This is a genomic window from Acinetobacter sp. A2 (assembly GCF_012371325.1).
Taxonomy (GTDB): domain Bacteria; phylum Pseudomonadota; class Gammaproteobacteria; order Pseudomonadales; family Moraxellaceae; genus Acinetobacter.
On sequence record NZ_JAAZQX010000043.1, the window covers coordinates 1 to 17,709 of the forward strand.

General features: G+C 42.7%; 15 protein-coding genes. 12 read left to right on the forward strand and 3 right to left on the reverse strand.

The window, feature by feature from the left end:
- Positions 1-222 precede the first annotated feature (222 nt).
- The 8 genes from HHA43_RS12125 (at position 223) to HHA43_RS12160 (ending at position 8,320) form a co-directional block, all read left to right on the forward strand.
- Positions 223-606, forward strand: a complete 384-nt coding sequence (locus tag HHA43_RS12125; protein ID WP_131261243.1) for an RcnB family protein — start codon at positions 223-225, stop codon at positions 604-606.
- Between the two features lie 144 nt (positions 607-750).
- Positions 751-2,097 (forward strand): amino-acid N-acetyltransferase, encoded by a 1,347-nt coding sequence (argA, locus tag HHA43_RS12130; protein WP_168460458.1) that lies wholly within the window; start codon positions 751-753, stop codon positions 2,095-2,097.
- Positions 2,098-2,454: 357 nt separating this feature from the next.
- Positions 2,455-3,438: a sulfonate ABC transporter substrate-binding protein gene (locus tag HHA43_RS12135; protein WP_168419349.1), complete on the forward strand. Its 984-nt coding sequence runs from the start codon at positions 2,455-2,457 to the stop codon at positions 3,436-3,438.
- 22 nt (positions 3,439-3,460) lie between these two features.
- Positions 3,461-4,456, forward strand: a complete 996-nt coding sequence (locus HHA43_RS12140; RefSeq protein WP_168542682.1) for an aliphatic sulfonate ABC transporter substrate-binding protein — start codon at positions 3,461-3,463, stop codon at positions 4,454-4,456.
- A gap of 23 nt (positions 4,457-4,479) precedes the next feature.
- The gene (ssuD, locus tag HHA43_RS12145) at positions 4,480-5,658 is read left to right on the forward strand and encodes an FMNH2-dependent alkanesulfonate monooxygenase (protein ID WP_168542684.1); all 1,179 of its coding nucleotides are present in this window, start codon (positions 4,480-4,482) and stop codon (positions 5,656-5,658) included.
- Entirely contained in the window at positions 5,655-6,470 is an 816-nt protein-coding gene (gene ssuC, locus HHA43_RS12150; RefSeq protein ID WP_168542686.1) for an aliphatic sulfonate ABC transporter permease SsuC, read from the forward strand. The genes ssuD and ssuC overlap by 4 nt, the downstream gene beginning before the upstream one ends.
- A gap of 92 nt (positions 6,471-6,562) precedes the next feature.
- Positions 6,563-7,285 carry an ABC transporter ATP-binding protein gene (locus HHA43_RS12155; protein ID WP_416240606.1) on the forward strand — a complete coding sequence of 241 codons (723 nt, stop codon included), beginning with the start codon at positions 6,563-6,565 and terminating at the stop codon, positions 7,283-7,285.
- A 357-nt stretch (positions 7,286-7,642) separates the two neighbouring features.
- Entirely contained in the window at positions 7,643-8,320 is a 678-nt protein-coding gene (locus HHA43_RS12160) for a TetR family transcriptional regulator C-terminal domain-containing protein (protein WP_168526577.1), read from the forward strand.
- 80 nt (positions 8,321-8,400) lie between these two features.
- On the opposite strand, the gene HHA43_RS12165 is transcribed toward HHA43_RS12160, so the two are convergent.
- Positions 8,401-8,967 (reverse strand): 5'-methylthioadenosine/S-adenosylhomocysteine nucleosidase, encoded by a 567-nt coding sequence (locus HHA43_RS12165; RefSeq protein ID WP_168542690.1) that lies wholly within the window; start codon positions 8,965-8,967, stop codon positions 8,401-8,403.
- Between the two features lie 206 nt (positions 8,968-9,173).
- On the opposite strand from HHA43_RS12165, the gene ribF reads away from it, so the two are divergent.
- From ribF to HHA43_RS12185, 4 genes are all read left to right on the forward strand, one after another.
- Positions 9,174-10,175 (forward strand): riboflavin biosynthesis protein RibF, encoded by a 1,002-nt coding sequence (gene ribF / locus HHA43_RS12170; RefSeq protein WP_168419355.1) that lies wholly within the window; start codon positions 9,174-9,176, stop codon positions 10,173-10,175.
- 67 nt (positions 10,176-10,242) lie between these two features.
- Positions 10,243-13,089 (forward strand): isoleucine--tRNA ligase, encoded by a 2,847-nt coding sequence (ileS, locus tag HHA43_RS12175; RefSeq protein WP_168542692.1) that lies wholly within the window; start codon positions 10,243-10,245, stop codon positions 13,087-13,089.
- Positions 13,082-13,621, forward strand: a complete 540-nt coding sequence (lspA, locus tag HHA43_RS12180) for a signal peptidase II (RefSeq protein ID WP_168419357.1) — start codon at positions 13,082-13,084, stop codon at positions 13,619-13,621. The genes ileS and lspA overlap by 8 nt, the downstream gene beginning before the upstream one ends.
- Positions 13,614-14,096, forward strand: coding sequence for an FKBP-type peptidyl-prolyl cis-trans isomerase (locus tag HHA43_RS12185; RefSeq protein WP_168419358.1), 483 nt, complete (start codon positions 13,614-13,616; stop codon positions 14,094-14,096). The genes lspA and HHA43_RS12185 overlap by 8 nt, the downstream gene beginning before the upstream one ends.
- 528 nt (positions 14,097-14,624) lie before the next feature.
- Here the strand turns inward: HHA43_RS12185 and HHA43_RS12190 are convergent.
- A complete protein-coding gene (locus HHA43_RS12190) occupies positions 14,625-15,794 on the reverse strand; it encodes a PQQ-dependent sugar dehydrogenase (protein ID WP_168542694.1) in 1,170 nt (389 codons plus the stop codon).
- A gap of 170 nt (positions 15,795-15,964) precedes the next feature.
- Positions 15,965-17,323, reverse strand: a complete 1,359-nt coding sequence (locus tag HHA43_RS12195; RefSeq protein ID WP_168542696.1) for an MFS transporter — start codon at positions 17,321-17,323, stop codon at positions 15,965-15,967.
- Positions 17,324-17,709: the final 386 nt, after the last annotated feature.

Consider the following 17,709-nt stretch of genomic DNA (forward strand, 5'->3'; position numbering starts at 1 on the left):
AAGCTTTCAGTCAAGTATTTCATTGCAAGTTTTTTTAAAATTTAATACCTAAATTGTATGTGTTTGACTATATTTGTTAATATAATTATTTGCTATCAATCACTCCTAGTTTTCTCCATCAAATTCACAATTCAGCCAACTATCCACCATCGTTTCTCTTGAGTTCTGCATTAATTTGAATGCATCAACTCAATATTCAAAAGAAACCGAAGGTAAACACTCATGAAAAAAGCGCTCAGCATTCTTGCCCTGTCTGTAACGGCCATCCTGACAACTTCTGCAATGGCTGCACCAGACCACCGTTATGATGACCGTCGCCATCAAGCCAGTGCTACTTATAAACATCACAGCAACCACTGGGACAATCAACGTCAGCATACGCAATGGGAGCAAAAACGTTATAATCAGAAACGTGTGAATCCAAGCCGTGACTGGCGTGTAGGTCAAAACTTCCCACGTGGCTATGAAATTTCACGCAATAAAGTCAGTGACCGTGAAGCACGTCGTTTACCCAATACAGGTCGTTACCAACAATGGTACAAAATCAATGGTGACTATGTCCTGATTAATGAACGCACGCATCGTATCATTCGCATTATTGGCTAAAAGCATATTTCGACCTCAACGATGAGTTCGCATATTCCCAACACCTGAATCACCATTCAGGTGTTTTTTTATATTTAGACTTCCGCTACAGATTTTTTTGATTAGAATCAAAGACAGCACTCGATCATTGAAATAGGCCAGCGAATGACTTCAGCAGAAAACCCACACAGCACAACCTTACAATATGTGCATTGGTTTCGACATTCTGCGCCTTACATCAATGCCCATCGTAATAAAACTTTCGTGATCATGTTCGATGGCGAAGCGGTGCTGCATGAAAATTTTCAGCATATTATTCACGATATTGCCCTGCTGCATTCGCTGGGAATTCGTCTGATTTTGGTCCACGGCGCGCGTCCACAAATTAATCAAAATCTGAAATTCAGCCAAATTGACACCCCTTTTCATTTACAACGTCGTGTCACCACACGTGAATCTTTATCCTGTGTGATGAATGCGGTGGGTTCAATTCGTCTGCAAATTGAAGCCTTATTGTCGATGGGGCTGGCCAACTCACCCATGTATGGCGCACGTATCGATGTGGTGTCAGGCAACTTCATTACCGCTAAACCGTATGGCATTCGTGATGGGGTCGATTACCAACTCACAGGTGAAGTCCGCAGTGTCGATACTGATGCCATTCAGCGCCATTTGGAAAACCACAATATTGTGTTGTTAGGGCCTACAGGCTATTCCAGCACAGGTGAGGTGTTTAATCTCTTGGCAGAAGAAGTCGCCACCAAAACTGCCATTCATTTAAAAGCCGATAAGCTCATTTTCTTAGGTGAACAGCACGGATTACTGAATACCGAAGGGCAATTGCAACGTGAAATTCACCCGCAACACTTAAATCAATATATTCAAGCTGCGCAACAGCATCATCCTGAATTGGCACTGCACTTAAATGCAGCACAAGAGGCTTCGCTCAACGGCGTGCATCGTGTGCACCTGATTTCTTATGCTTATGATGGTGCATTATTAGAAGAGCTATTTACCCGCGATGGTTCAGGCACCATGGTCAGTGATGCGCATTATGAAGAAGTGCGTACAGCCAATATTCAAGATGTGGGCGGTCTGATTCGACTATTACGCCCTTTAGAAGAAGAAGGTGTATTAGTCTATCGCTCACGTGAACGTCTGGAAAATGAAATTGGGCAGTTTGCAGTGATTGAGCGAGATGGCATGATTCTAGCCTGTGCTGCCCTATACCCTATTCCTACCACAGGCAATGAATTAAGGTCTGCTGAAATTGCCTGCGTAGCCGTGCATCCTGCGTATCGTAAATCGAATCGTGGCCGCCAAATTCTGGATTATTTAGAAGATAAAGCCAAAGCCATGGGTATTCAGCAGTTGTTTATTTTGACTACCCGCACCGCACACTGGTTTTTAGAACAAGGCTTTTCCCCTGCCAGTGTCGATGAACTGCCCGATGCCCGTCAGGCCTTATATAACTATCAACGCAACTCCATTGTCTGCAAAAAGTCACTATAAAGTGACTTTTTGCCTGTAGGCGATATAGCTCAATTTTGCATAAGCTTATGCAACCAGTGCAAAAAAAATACTTCTATTTTGAAAACAAAGCCTTAGCTGTAAATTCACTATATTTATCTCTCAACTTCAATAATAAAAATAAATAATAAAAATCATAAACTTAAAAATAAATGCTGCTAACGATCCCCCCCTGCAATTTGTGCAGTTTTAAACATAAGGTTTGCACTTTTTTATTTATCTCAATTTCTGCTTAGAAATTTCCGATTTATTATTTTTTTCAAAAAACAAACCTGTTTAGCGTATGTGTCATCCAGCCCGCTACACCCTTTGGGGGTTTAATTTCAGGAGCACATTTGCATGTACCCAATTTCGACATCTTTTTTGAAAAAAACGATTCTTACATCTACGGCTTGGGTCGGAATCATGCTGCTCTCAGGCTGTACTCCAAACCAAGCAGCCAATCAAATCACCTTAAATATTGGCTATCAAAAATACGGTATTTTGCCAATTGTCAAAGAACGTGCCGTACTAGAAAACGCCCTTAAAAATCAGAATGTCAAAATTAATTGGGTGGAGTTTCCTGCAGGCCCTCAGCTCTTAGAAGGCTTAAATGTCGGCAGTGTGGTTTTTGGAGAAGCGGGGGAAGCACCGCCTATTTTTGCTCAGGCAGCACAAGCTAACTTGGTGTACGTGGCCAATCAGCCTGCTGCACCTTTGGCTGAAGCATTAATAGTACCCAAAAATTCAAACCTTCAGTCTGTCCAAGATTTAAAAGGCAAACGTATTGCACTGAATAAAGGCTCCAATGTGCATTATCTGCTGTTAAAAGTTTTGCAAGCGCATCAGCTCAAACTTGAAGATATTCATGAGGTGTATTTACCCCCTGCCGATGCCCGCGCTGCATTTGAGCGTGGTGCTGTCGATGCGTGGGTCATTTGGGATCCGTTCTTTGCTGCGGCAGAACAACAGCTCGGTGCACGTGTTCTGGCCACAGGACAAAACTTGGTGAGCAATCATCAGTTTTATTTGGCAGATCGTCAATTTGCCGAAGCTCATCCTGAATTGTTAAACACAGTGGTGCAGCAACTGAATACCACCACACAGTGGATTCAACAACATCCACAACAGGCTGCACAACTCTTAGAAAAACCGACGGGTTTATCGGTCGATATTTTGAGCCGTTCTATTGCCCGCATGGGTTTTGGCGTGCAAAACATTTCTGCGCAAGTGGTTCAACAACAACAGCAAGTTGCAGATGCTTTCTATCAACAAAAGTTAATTCCACAAAAAATTGACATTCAAGCTGCAATTTTAAAACCCACAACAAGCACATCGCCATAAAACAAAAAATCAGGACAGTTAAATGAAAGCGCTACAAACATTCACATTATTTAGTTTAGGTCTGTTCAGTCTAGGCTTCACAGGCTGTGAAAAAATTTCAGCCAATGCTGATTCAGCAAAAAGTTCGGCTGCCCCTCTACAACATCTGAGCATTGGTTACCAAAAGTCTGCTTTAAATTTACTGGTTGCTCGTCAGCAAAAGTTATTTGAGCAGCAGCTGCCCAATGTCAAAGTTGACTGGAAAGAATTTCCTGCTGGCCCACAAATGTTAGAAGCCTTGGCGGTGGGTGCTGTCGATTTTGGCTACGTGGGCAATACCCCACCAATTTTCGCCCAAGCTGCAGGCAAAGATATTCGCTATGTCGGTTATGAAGTGGTGACCCCAAATTCACAGGCCTTGGTTGTTCCATCGGGCAGTCCGATTCAATCTTTGCAAGATTTAAAAGGCAAACGCATTGCCGTGCAAAAAGGCTCTAGTGCACATGAATTATTGGGCAAAATATTAAAGCAAGCCCAGCTAAACTGGAAAGATATTCAACCTATTTGGCTTGCGCCTGCAGAAGCTCGTGCAGCATTTGATAAAAACAGCATTGATGCTTGGGTCATTTGGGATCCATTTTTAAGTGCTGCCAAGCTCGATGCGCAAGCACAGGTCTTGATTGATGGCACAGCATTCCCAAAAAGTTATGCCTTCTATATTGGCAATCCGAAATTTATACAACAGCACCCTCAAGCAGTCAGCAAGGTTTTAGCAAGCTTGAATGCTGCAGATCAATGGATTCTTCAGCATCAAGATCAGGCTTTGTCTATTTACACCCAAAGTACAGGTTTAGCACCACATATTGCCACACCCGTATTTCAGCAACGCTTAAAACCCTCTCCAATTTACCCGCTGAATGCACAGGTGATTCAATCTCAACAACGCATTGCCAACAGCTTTCAGCAAGACCAACTGATTCCACAGTCTATCCAAATTCAAAGTGTGGTTTGGAAAGACCACCACAGCATTACACCTTAAACATACACAACAAGGATATTAAGATGAAAATTTTTTGGTTTATTCCTACTCACGGTGACAGTCGTTATTTAGGTACTAACAAGGGCGCTCGCCAAGTCGATCATGCCTATATGAAACAAATCGCACTGACTGTTGAACATTTGGGTTATGAAGGGGTTTTAATTCCTACAGGCCGTTCTTGTGAAGATCCGTGGATTACTGCAGCCAGTCTGATTGACGCCACACAAAAGCTCAAATTTTTGGTGGCATTACGTCCGGGTATTACCACACCCGCATTAGCGGCACGCATGGCTGCAACCTTTGACCGACTGTCACATGGTCGTCTTTTACTGAATTTGGTCACAGGTGGCGATGAACATGAGCTCAAAGGTGATGGACTCTATGAAGATCACAGCACCCGTTATCAAACTGCGGCAGAATACACCCATATCTGGCGTGAAATTTTAAGCCGCTCACATACAGGTGAGTCGTTCAGTTTTCATGGCAAACGCTTACAGGTTGATGATGCAAAATTGTTATATCCACCTGTGCAGCATCCACATCCACCACTATGGTTTGGTGGTTCCTCTGAAGCAGCCATTGAACTGGCCAGTGAACAGGTGGATACCTATTTAACCTGGGGTGAACCACCTGCTGCAGTTAAAGAAAAACTTGAGCTATTAAAAGCTAAAGCGGCTGCTAAAGGACGCAGTTTAAATTACGGCATTCGCTTGCATGTGATTGTTCGTGAAACCAATGCCGAAGCATGGCAAGCAGCAGAAGACCTGATTCAATATGTAGACGATGCCACCATTGCCGCCGCACAGGCTAAGTTCCAAGCCATGGACTCGGTTGGACAACGTCGCATGGCGGCATTGCATCAAGGGAATCGTAGCCAGCTGGAAGTATCACCTAACCTTTGGGCAGGTGTTGGTTTGGTCCGTGGTGGTGCAGGGACGGCCTTGGTGGGTGACCCTGAAACGGTGGCAGCTCGCATTCAAGAATATGCAGACTTGAGCATCAGTACCTTTATTTTCTCAGGCTATCCGCATTTGGAAGAGTCTATTCGCTTTGCCGAATTGGTTTTCCCACTGTTGCCACTGGAAACCCAAAAGAAATTGGCTCAACCTAATTTAACTGGCCCTTTTGGTGAAATTGTAGCAAATCAATATGTACCTGCTGCTCATGCATCTGCACAGCGTAAACTGGAGCAAGTCGAATGAGTCAGCAAATACCCCCAAGTTTAGGCAAAGCGCAAAAGGTTTCACGTGGAACATTGATTGGACAACAACTGCTGCCGTGGTTGTTCCCCGTCGCTTTAATTACCTTGTGGCAACTGGCCTCAAGCACTGGCCTTTTACAAAGCCGCATTTTACCTGCACCAAGTGCTGTACTCAGTGCTTTTTGGACATTACTTAGCAGTGGCGAATTGGCGCAACACGTTCAAGTCAGTGCAGGGCGTGCCCTGCTGGGCTTGCTGATTGGTGGTGGATTAGGGCTGCTGTTAGGCTTACTCAACGGCTCATCTAAAACAGCCTCGACGCTGCTTGACACCACCTTACAAATGATTCGCAACATTCCAGCACTAGCACTGATTCCATTGGTAATTTTATGGTTTGGAATTGATGAAACAGCCAAATTATTTTTAGTTGCTGTGGGGGTATTTTTTCCAGTCTATATCAACACCTACCACGGAATTCGTTCTGTAGATTCACAATTGCTGGAAATGGGTAAAAGTTATGGGCTCACCCGCTGGCAATTGTATAAAGACATTATTTTACCCGGGGCGATACCGTCTATTTTAGTCGGTTTACGTTTTTCGCTTGGTTTGGTGTGGGTGCTGTTAATTGTGGCAGAAACAATTTCTGCTCAGGCAGGCATTGGCTATATGACCATGAATGCACGTGAATTCCTACAAACCGATATTGTACTAGTGGGCATTTTACTTTACGCCCTGCTGGGTAAACTGGCCGATGTGTTCGCGGTACTGTTAGAAAAATATTTACTACGCTGGCATCCAGCCTATCAAAAATAAGGATTATCTCCATGACAGATCTAAGCTTGGGACGTCATGTACACAGCACAGACTTCCCCCACCAATCTCCAACTGCGCAGTACAACAATACAATGGGTGCAGAAATTCTCATTGAACAACTGCACAAGTTTTATGGTTCAGTACAAGTTTTAACCGACTTAAATTTGCATATTCAACCTGGCGAGTTTCTGGCAATTGTTGGACGCAGTGGCTGTGGTAAAAGTACCTTGCTGCGTCTAATAGCCGATCTTGAACAACCCAGCTACGGTTCCATTCAATTTAAGTCAGCACGACATATTCGCGAAGGCATTACATCCGATGATATACGGGTCATGTTCCAAGACCCTCGCCTATTGCCTTGGCGTAATATCCAACAGAACATACAACTAGGTTTGGCCAACACTCAGCATGCAGAAGCCGCCAACTTACTTGAAAAGGTCGGTCTGCAAGCGAAGGCCGATTTATGGCCAAGCCAACTTTCGGGAGGACAACGTCAACGTGTGGCTTTGGCACGTGCGCTGTCACATCGACCACGCATTTTATTGCTTGATGAGCCCTTAGGCGCATTAGATGCGCTGACACGTTTAGAAATGCAGAACCTGATTGAGCAACTTTGGCTCGAACAAGGTGTTACTGCGATTTTAGTCACGCATGATGTCAGTGAAGCCGTACAACTGGCTGATCGGATTATTTTGCTCGATCAGGGACGTATTGCCCAACAGTTTCAGGTGTCATTGGCACGACCACGCCAAAAAAGTGTGCAATTTGCCACATTAGAACAACAGGTCTTAAGTGCAGTATTGGCAACTGAATAATCTTGACGCTAACAATGGGCTAGGCTCTCCCATTGTTAGGGCAATGCAAATGCTCATCTATTCCTCTTGATTAAGGCACTCGATTCATTCTTTAATTTTTTTAAATAAACCCAAGCTTAAGCACCGTAAAACTTCACTTTTACCATTTACAAATAAAATCAACAAACGCCAATCATTTAATCAGAAAATACGCAAGCAAATATACTCCCCCACCCTAATTGGTTTTTTGACTGATTGCATAGCTAAACTACAGAATAAATTATAAATATTTTAAAAATACATCTTTTAATGATGCACAAGACTGATGATTTGCCGTACAATTAATAATTCCCTTTTTTCATTGTTTTAAAATTACGAATGGAACAAAAAAAGAGTACACAAAAGCGCCATCAGCTTCTCAATGCTGCACTCGACGTATTTTCCTTATACGGGTTTAGCGGTGCAAGTTTGGACGAAATCGCACAAATTGCAGAAATGCATAAGTCAAATATTTTCTATTATTATGAGAATAAAGAGGCGCTCTATGTTGAAGTACTGACCACAGTACTGCAAAAATGGCTTGCGCCTTTACAAATGCTTGAAGCCGAACTTGAGCCAGAAGAAGCGATTACCAATTATCTGTTACAGAAAATTGAGGTTTCCCGTACTCAACCGAAAGCATCACGTCTATTTGCTTTAGAAGTGATTCAAGGTGCGCCACATATTCAGGAAATTTTAAAAGGTCCTCTGAAAAAACTGGTAAAACGTAAAGCCAAGGTCATTACCATGTGGCAAGAACAAGGCAAACTGTCTAAACAGATTGACCCTGAACTGCTCATTTTGAATATTTGGGCCATTACCCAAAACTATGCTGACTTTGCCACGCAAATGGAAATGGTCACAGGTAAAACCTTGCGTAACCGCAGTATGCTGCAACGTGTTTTACAACACACGGTTCACATGATGCTGTACGGTATTGTGCCTCGTCAGGACGAAATTAATGCTACAGAAGCCGCTGTTATCACGGCTGAACCTGTACAGGAAGCGCAAGAATAATCGCGCCAACCTGAACAAATATCCGAATTTAGCTCACGACCCTAGTTTTTACTCGGGTCGTGGCGTTTTGGGCAACTGTATTACTTAATACTTTGATATAACGATAATAATTTTTGTGCACCTAGCAACAAGTTTTCTTCCCAGTCCAAATGCGCCGTATCATTGGCACCATCGGTAATATATTTGACCGACAATATGCGCACGCCTAGTTTTTTACAGACTTTGGCAATCGCATAGCCTTCCATATCGACCAGCTGACATGGCACTTTCGGTGTCCCCGTTTCAAAACTATCACCTGTACCGCAAATTCCGTAAGGTAAATGCTCAAAGTAGCGTTCCAGATCAATTTCTGCAGGATGCTCCTGATCCATGGGCGTCACCCCCACCTGAAAACCCAGAGGTGAAACATCCATATCCCGCTGCACAAACTGACTCACTTCCACCAAAGCATGCGCATCAAAATGGGAGCTGCCCGCAGTGCCTAAATTGAGCAAGGTTTTACAGCCTGTTTTCTGAATCACGTCAAAGGCTTTAAATGCAGCATTGACTTTACCAATGCCGCTGTAATGCACCTGAATCCCTGCTTGCTCAAACAAGCCTTTAGACTCACTGGGCAATGCCATAATTAAAGCAAAATCAGAATTCATAGCCATCTACTCGTGCAGTTCATTAAAACTGCCCCATTAGAAAAGAAATTTGAAGGCGGTGCAAACCCCATTGCGATTTACAGATTAAATTGTCGGATTTTGCCTGATTTTTCGATAATTTTTCAGGTTAAAAACACAACAACAAGACGAAAGCGCGAGAATATGGCAATATATAGCTCTTACAAATTTTCAACCTTCATTCGACCATGCAGCTGCTCCGCCTGAATGCTTTATCTTCTACCACCGACTTAGCTCAAACTGCCGTGACCATTGGCAATTTTGATGGCGTGCATGTCGGTCATCAGGCGATGATTCAACAACTCAAAGCAGTGGCTGCCGCACAACAACTAAAAACCGTGGTGATGCTATTTGAACCACAACCACTGGAATTTTTTAAAGGTTATGATGCCCCGCCACGTATCAGTTCTTTGCGGGAAAAAGTTGAATATCTGACCGAATTGGGCATCGACTATATTGCCGTGGCCAAGTTTGACAATCACTTTCGTAGTTTAAGTGCTGAAGCCTTTGCCCACCTTTTAAAAAATAGTTTAAATGCCACACATTTAGTTTTGGGTGATGATTTTCATTTTGGCAAAAACCGTCAAGGCAACAGTGATTTTTTACGCGACTTTGGTTTTCAAGTTACCAATTTAAGTACTGTAAATTTATCGGGTGAACGGGTCAGCTCCACACGTATTCGCCAAACCCTACAAGCAGGTGACTTGGCTCTCGCTGCCCAACTACTCGGACGTCCTTATAGTATTACGGGGCGCGTACAATATGGCGATCAAATTGGTCGTACCCTGGATTTCCCCACCATTAACGTACGCTTAAACCGTCATCGTCCTTGTTTGAACGGTATTTATGGTGTTGAAGTGGTCTGTGAAACCACCTCTTTAACCGGCACAGTCAGCAATGCACATCCTAGCAAAGTAGGTGTTGCAGGCTACAGCCCAAACAGTTTATTTGGTGCAGGGCATGTCGGAACACGTCCTGCCATCAAGCAAGAACATCCCGAATGGCGATTAGAAGTACATTTCCCCAATGTTTCTGCTAATCTGTATGGCTTGTTAATGCGGGTCACGTTTTTAAACTATTTACATGGCGAAAAAAACTACCCTTCGCTTGAAGCACTCAAAGCGGGAATTGATGATGATGTTGAAAAACTTCTTGAATTTCGACAAGATCATCCCGATTTCCCTTTTTAATTTTACCCTGAATATTTAATGTAAAACGCGTCAGTCCATGGGCTGATTCAACTGGAAGACAACTTGCATGAGCGATAAGCAAACTCCTGAAAATGCAGTGGATTATAAAGCCACGCTGAACCTCCCAGGTACTGAATTTGCAATGAAAGCAAATCTGGCAGTACGTGAAGCGAAATGGTTAGAAGAGTGGTATGCCGACAACATTTATCAGCAGATTCGTGCATCGCGTATTGGCAAGAAAAAATATGTGCTTCACGATGGCCCTCCATACGCCAATGGTCAAATCCACTTAGGTCATGCGGTCAATAAAGTCCTCAAAGACATCATCATTAAAAGCCGTGTCATGGATGGCTATGATGCCCCTTATGTTCCAGGCTGGGACTGCCACGGTCTACCAATTGAGCTCAAAGTAGAAGAAAAAGTCGGTAAAGTTGGCGTTAAAGTTGATGCCTCAACTTTCCGTAAAGCCTGCCGTGAATATGCTTACACCCAAGTTGAATTACAGAAAAAAGACTTTGTGCGTATGGGCGTATTTGGTGATTGGGATAACCCTTACCTCACCATGAATTTCAAGCAAGAAGCCGACATCGTGCGTTCATTGGGTGCAATTGCCAAAGCAGGCCATATTGAACCTGGTCTAAAACCTGTGAATTGGTGTCTAGATTGTGGTTCTGCACTGGCAGAAGCCGAAGTTGAATATGAAGATAAAAAATCCGATGCGATTGACGTCGGTTTTGCTGTTGTTGATTTAGCCGATTTATCTGCACGTTTGGGCGTTCAAATTACCGATGCAACAGATATCGTGATTTGGACCACAACACCGTGGACATTGCCTGCCAACCAAGCTGTTGCCTTGCATGCCGAAATTGAATATCAATTGGTAAAAGCACGTAGCGACGAAAAAGCAGCACAAAACTTTATTTTGGCCAAAGAATTAGTACAGTCTGCAACTGAACGCTATGGCTTTAGCAGCTATGAAGTGTTGGCAGACTTTACTGGTGACAAACTTGAAAACCTGATCTTGCAACATCCACTGATTCAAGACCGTCAAGTACCTGTCATTTTAGGGGAACACGTCACCGCTGCCAGCGGTACTGGTGCAGTACATACCGCACCTGGACACGGTGTGGACGACTATAAAGTCGGTTTACAATACAACCTAAAAGTCGATAACCCGGTTGGTGGCAATGGTGTTTATTTACCAACTGCACCAATTTTTGCAGGCGAGCACATTTACAAAGCCAATCCGCAAATTATTGCTGCTTTGGCAGAAAGCAATAAGCTTTGGGCACATCACCCAATCAAGCACAGCTACCCACACTGCTGGCGTCATAAAACCCCAATTATTTTCCGTGCCACACCACAATGGTTTATCAGCATGGATAACCAAGGTTTACGTCAAGGTGCATTGAATGCGATCGAAAATGAGATCAGCTTCGTGCCAGATTGGGGTAAAAACCGAATTCAGGCCATGATTGAAGGCCGTCCAGACTGGTGTATTTCACGTCAGCGTACTTGGGGTGTGCCAATTCCGTTCTTCGTACATAAAGACACCAACGAATTACACCCTCGCACACCTGAATTGATCGAAGACGTTGCAAAACTGATCGAGCAAGAAGGGATTGATGGCTGGTACAACCGTGAAGCCAAAGACTTCATTGGTGATGATGCCGAGCACTACAATGCAGTGCGCGATACATTAGATGTATGGTTCGACTCAGGGACAACCCACTACGCCGTACTACGTGAGCGTGAAGAGCTACAAGACCCTGCCGATCTTTACCTTGAAGGTTCAGACCAACACCGTGGCTGGTTCCAGTCTTCATTGCTGACCTCAATTGCCATCAATGAACGTGCACCATATAAAGGCTTGTTAACACACGGTTTTGTGGTTGATGAAAAAGGCCGAAAAATGTCGAAATCATTGGGCAATATCATCACCCCACAAGACATCATTAAAGACATGGGTGCAGACGGCTTACGTTTCTGGATCGCATCCGCAGATTACCGCTATGAAATGACTGCAGGTAAGGAAATCTTTAGCCGCGCATCAGATGGTTATCGTCGTATCCGTAATACCTTGCGTTTCTTGTTGGCCAACTTAAATGGGTTTAAACCATCGACAGATGCGCTTCCTGTAGATCAATTGATTGCTTTAGATCAATACATCCTACAACGTGCCGCTGAAGTGCAAAAAACCATTCAGCAAGCCTATGAAGATATGAACTTCCATATCGTAACCAGTGCGCTGACCAACTTCTGTATTAACGATTTGGGTGGCTTCTACCTCGACATCATTAAAGACCGTCAGTACACCACCAAAGCCGACTCTCAAGCGCGTCATTCTGCACAAACAGCTTTGTATCACTTGGTTCAGGCTTTCGTTCGCTGGATGGCACCAATCTTAAGCTTTACGGCACAAGAAGCATGGCCGCTAATTCCTGAGCAATCAGAAAAATATGTGTTCACAGCAGAATGGTACGAAATTCCTGTAGCTTCTGAAGCCAACATCTTGGCAGAAGCCGAATGGCAAACCCTGATTGCCGTAAAATCTGCGGTGAACAAATTCATTGAAGCAGCACGTACGGCTAAAACAGTCGGCTCAAATCTGTCTGCAAAAGTTGAACTTTGGGCTAGTGATGAACTAAAAGCCGTCATGGATAAATTGGGCGATGAGCTGCGTTTTGTCCTCATTACCTCTCAAGTGATTGTGAATGGCTTTGATACAGCACAAGGTGAAGCTTCAGACCTTGAAGGTTTAAATGTGAAAGTCTCTGCGGCAGATGGTGAAAAATGTGTACGTTGCTGGCACGTTTTGCCAGATGTGAATACACATTCTGCACATCCAGGCTTATGCTCACGTTGTATTATCAACCTTCCAACAGGTCAAGGCGAAGAGAGAAAATATGCCTAATCCACAACACAAAAAGGGCTTATTCCAGTTTTATCCGCACAATTTATGGTGGATTGGCTTGTCCATTGTCGCGATTATTCTCGACCAATGGACCAAATGGATTGCAGTCTCGCATCTCAACTATGCAGACCCTGTACCTGTATTGCCCTTTTTGAATTGGACGTTATTGCATAACTATGGCGCAGCCTTTAGTTTCTTGTCCGATGCAGGTGGATGGCAGCGCTATTTCTTTACCTCACTGGCAGGTTTAGTGTCTGTAATTTTTGTATTTTGGCTGATGCGTATGCCAAAAAACATCATCGTGCTGCCTTTGGCAATTGCCTTAATTTTAGGCGGTGCGATTGGGAATTTGATTGATCGGGTCAGCCTCGGTTACGTGGTCGATTTTATTCACGTGTATTACAACAACAGCCACTTCCCTGCCTTTAATATTGCAGACAGTGCCATCACCCTTGGCACCATTCTGTTGTTAATTGATACGTTTTTCCTAGAAAAACACCGAATTGAACGTGCGCAGGCGCAACATGACTGAACTAATTAACCCAAATGACGAAACCCGTATTGAAGATGGCTCAAAAGTCGAGTTGCACTTTTCAGTGGCCATTGAAGATGGGGTAGAAATTGACAACACCCGTAGCCGTGCTGAACCTGTTAGCTTGGTAATGGGCGATGGTAGCCTGTTACCAGGTTTTGAAAAATCATTGTTTGGCTTACGTGCAGGTGACCGTCGTACCGTGAGCCTTCCACCTGAAGAAGCGTTTGGCCCGTGGAACCCTGAAAATGTCCAAACATTTGATACGGTTAAATTTGAACAGCGCCCAATTGAAGGGCACATGATTGAATTTGAAGATAAAGCCAAACAAAGTCTGTATGGCGTGGTTAAATCTGTAAACGATGATGTGACAGAAGTAGACTTTAACCATCCTTTAGCAGGTAAAAATATTACCTTTGAAGTCGAAATTTTTAGAGTGACACCAGCAGGACAACAAGGCATTAAGTTGATGTAACTGAGCTCAATTTAAACCCATCCTTGCAAAATACACCCCAAGTGAATGATTTTTTTACTTGGGGTATTTTTATTAACACGCTTTCATAAATCAAAAATTGATCATAAATGATCAATAAAATTAGTAGTGAAAATCCCTTCGCCTTGGGGGAGAAGGCTAGGATGAGGGAATATTGAATTATGGTCTTAAAAGGATTGATGATAAAAGTCTATTAAATAAGATAATTATTAAATATAATCAATCACTTAAATTTTAATAACCCTCTTTATTGATCTTCATTTTACGAATATACCGTTGTACGTTTTAGCTTACAATAACTGCAGAAAATTGACGCTAGGCAAATCACAGTTTTAATTTTATATTTAAGTCATACAGAAACAGGAAGTTTCTAAAAGCAAGAATAACAATAATAAATCAATATAACGGCAGGACGCTGAAAGGTATAACAGGAGTAATACCGAGTAATAAATCTGAAAAAGCCCCGACATGAAGTTGGGGCTTTTTTCTAACCTAAATTTGATTTTGGGTTTATTTGGCTGTTAATTTTAGTAATCTGGCAGATTTTCCATCTTCTATTACCCAAATATTGCCATCTTTGGCTTGTAACAACCCACGAATTCGTTGTCCCATTGGTAAACGTTGTATTTCCTGCACAGGCTTTGTATGTGTGTCAACCACAATGATTGCTTGAGATGACAAGCCACCTAACAAAGCTTTATCTTTCCATTGTGGAAACACATCCCCCGTATAAAAAATCAAACTTGAAGGTGAAATTACTGGGGTCCAATCCAACACTGGGGCTTTGAACTCAGGCCGTGTAGCATGGTCTGGAATAGGCAAGCCATTATAATGATCACCATTTGACACCAAGGGATAACCGTAATTCTCGCCTTTTACAATTACATTCAGCTCATCACCGCCCTTAGGACCCATTTCTGCAACCCATAGCTGTCCTTTAGCATCAAACGCCATACCTAAAGGGTTACGATGCCCTAAACTCCAGACTTGCTTAGCAATCTCTCCATGTTGCTGAAATGGATTGTCTCTGGGTGATGTGCCATCTGCATTTAAGCGCAAAATTTTACCTAAATTACCTTTTAAATCTTGAGCAGGTTCAAACTTTTGCCGCTCACCAGAGCTAATCCATAACTTACCATCAGCACCGAATTGCATACGGTGTGCATAATGCCCCTGCCCAGATACTTTAGGCGTTTGCTGCCAGATTCGCTGAATTTGAGTTAATTTTGGGGCAGATTTTACATCCAATAAAAGCTTGGCTCGAATCACGACAGCACCGTAGCCACCCATGCCTGATTCAGCATAGCTTAAATAAATAAACTGATTCTGCTGAAAATCGGGGTCTAATACGACATCCCCCAAACCACCCTGACCACCATAGGCGACTCGAGGCACAGCTTGAACATCTAAAATTTGGCGGGTTTTGGGATTAAAAAGTTTTAATTTTCCTGCTTTCTCTGTAATTAATAACTGGCCGTTGGGTAATTCTACGAACGCCCATGGTTCATTAAAATCTGCAATAGCGTGTACTTGATAGCTTTGTAAGCTTTGCGGAGAGTTAGATGCTGCAGCAACCGCCTTATTGTGCTGCTCAGTATCTATCTGTGCACTACATCCTGTCGTAAAACACAGTAATAACAACGATGCACATAAACTGCTGCTTTGATATATGTTTCGCATTTTTAGCACCTGTATTGTTTATTGTATTCTTATCACATGACATGATAGTCCATAAATACCAAACCTTATTTAGGCCAAATGTAGGAAAAATTTTAAATTTCAGATATTAAAAGCAAAAAATTAAGGAGCAATGCTCCTTAATTTTAATGTTCAGTGACATTCATGCGTCATTAACTATAAGATCGACTGGCTTTTTTAACCACACTTGGCTCAGTCACTACCTGTGATGTACTTTGTAAACGAATCAATGCCACAGCAATCGCACCAATGACTGCTGGAATTGCGACCGCCAAGAAGTTCATTTTATGCGGCAAATCCATGCCTAAAAGAATGCCAATAATAATTGGTCCTACAATCGCACCAACACGACCAACAGCCGAAGCACAGCCAATCCCTGTAGAGCGAATGGTCAGTGGATAATACTGCGCAACAAAGCTATACAGCAAAATACTACTACCAATCGCCGAAGCACCTGCCATTGCAACCAATAGGTAAATTACAGGCTGTGGTGAGTTAAAGCCTAATCCGACTAGCGAGAAAGCACCTAGCAAGAACATGCCAATAATCACAGGCTTTAGATGGAAACGGTCTGCTAAAATACCACCACCAATAGTACCAATTACAGCACCAATATTCATTGCCATCAGGAACATTAAGCTGTTACCTAACGAGTAACCCGCTGCCATCATCAGTTTTGGTAACCAACTGCCTAAAGCATATACCATCAACAAACACATAAAGAAGCAGCACCAGAACAACAAAGTACTCATACTGCGGCCATTTTTAAATAAGGCTGCAATAGATGCATCTGGCGTTTGAACTTCATTTAAGACAAACTGTGTTTGACTGCTGATATTTTCTTGCGGACTGATCTGCTGAACGATATGACGTGCACGCTCATGTTGTTGCTTTTTCACCAAAAATGTTAATGACTCTGGTAAGAAAAACCACAATAAAGGCAATGCCAATAAAGGCAGTCCTGCAATATAGAACATGATTTCCCAACCAAAACTTGGGGTTAACCATGCACCTAGTAAAGCAGCTAAAATACCACCTACTGCATAACCACTAAACATAGTGGTAACTAAAGTACTACGCATTTTTTGCGGTGCATATTCAGAAGTCAAGGCAACCAAGTTTGGCAGCACACCACCAATCCCTAAGCCTGCAATAAAGCGTAAAATACCAAATTCTGTTGGGGTAGAAGCAAAGCCTCCCCAAAAGGTAAAGCCACTAAATAAAGTCACACAGATCAGAATGACATTTTTACGGCCAATTTTGTCTGCCAACATACCAAATAGCATGGCACCAAACATCATACCCGCCAAGGCAGTACTGGCAAGCATGCCTGCTTGCACAGCGGTCATATTCCATTCTTGCATCAGTAGTGGTAAAGCCACACCGTTAATCGCCAAATCATAACCGTCAAAAATAACGACAAATATGCACCAAAGTACAATTTTTAAATGAAAAGGTTTAAACTTTGCTTGATCCACTACAGCATTCACATTCATTGTTGTTGCTGTCATTTTTCCCTCACCTCCAATTGTGAGATTTTTATTTTATAAAAAATGAATGATTATTCACTTTTGTATATAAAATGAATCATTATTCATTTTTTGTCTACAGCAAAAACTTAACTCTGAATACTTTTCTCAAAAACTTAGACTAAAGCTGTAGATAAACTCGACCAAATAGACTTGAATACACTTCTTATAATTTGCTAGTTATTTTATTTTTCACATGATTTATTGTTTTAAATATCTTATTTTTACTATTATCTCCTTCACTTTATTCCTCCATAAAAAAACACCCTCAACATTTGTTGAGGGTGTTTCGAATAATGAGCTGGCGATGACTTACTCTCACATGGGTAACCCCACACTACCATCAGCGCGAAGAGGTTTCACTTCTG

Coding starts and splice junctions, on each gene's coding strand:
- HHA43_RS12125 (WP_131261243.1), top strand. CDS start 223: ATGAAAAAAGCGCTCAGCATTCTTGCCCTGTCTGTAACGGCCATCCTG.
- argA (WP_168460458.1), top strand. CDS start 751: ATGACTTCAGCAGAAAACCCACACAGCACAACCTTACAATATGTGCAT.
- HHA43_RS12135 (WP_168419349.1), top strand. CDS start 2,455: ATGTACCCAATTTCGACATCTTTTTTGAAAAAAACGATTCTTACATCT.
- HHA43_RS12140 (WP_168542682.1), top strand. CDS start 3,461: ATGAAAGCGCTACAAACATTCACATTATTTAGTTTAGGTCTGTTCAGT.
- ssuD (WP_168542684.1), top strand. CDS start 4,480: ATGAAAATTTTTTGGTTTATTCCTACTCACGGTGACAGTCGTTATTTA.
- ssuC (WP_168542686.1), top strand. CDS start 5,655: ATGAGTCAGCAAATACCCCCAAGTTTAGGCAAAGCGCAAAAGGTTTCA.
- HHA43_RS12155 (WP_416240606.1), top strand. CDS start 6,563: ATGGGTGCAGAAATTCTCATTGAACAACTGCACAAGTTTTATGGTTCA.
- HHA43_RS12160 (WP_168526577.1), top strand. CDS start 7,643: ATGGAACAAAAAAAGAGTACACAAAAGCGCCATCAGCTTCTCAATGCT.
- HHA43_RS12165 (WP_168542690.1), bottom strand. CDS start 8,967: ATGAATTCTGATTTTGCTTTAATTATGGCATTGCCCAGTGAGTCTAAA.
- ribF (WP_168419355.1), top strand. CDS start 9,174: ATGCAGCTGCTCCGCCTGAATGCTTTATCTTCTACCACCGACTTAGCT.
- ileS (WP_168542692.1), top strand. CDS start 10,243: ATGAGCGATAAGCAAACTCCTGAAAATGCAGTGGATTATAAAGCCACG.
- lspA (WP_168419357.1), top strand. CDS start 13,082: ATGCCTAATCCACAACACAAAAAGGGCTTATTCCAGTTTTATCCGCAC.
- HHA43_RS12185 (WP_168419358.1), top strand. CDS start 13,614: ATGACTGAACTAATTAACCCAAATGACGAAACCCGTATTGAAGATGGC.
- HHA43_RS12190 (WP_168542694.1), bottom strand. CDS start 15,794: ATGCGAAACATATATCAAAGCAGCAGTTTATGTGCATCGTTGTTATTA.
- HHA43_RS12195 (WP_168542696.1), bottom strand. CDS start 17,323: ATGACAGCAACAACAATGAATGTGAATGCTGTAGTGGATCAAGCAAAG.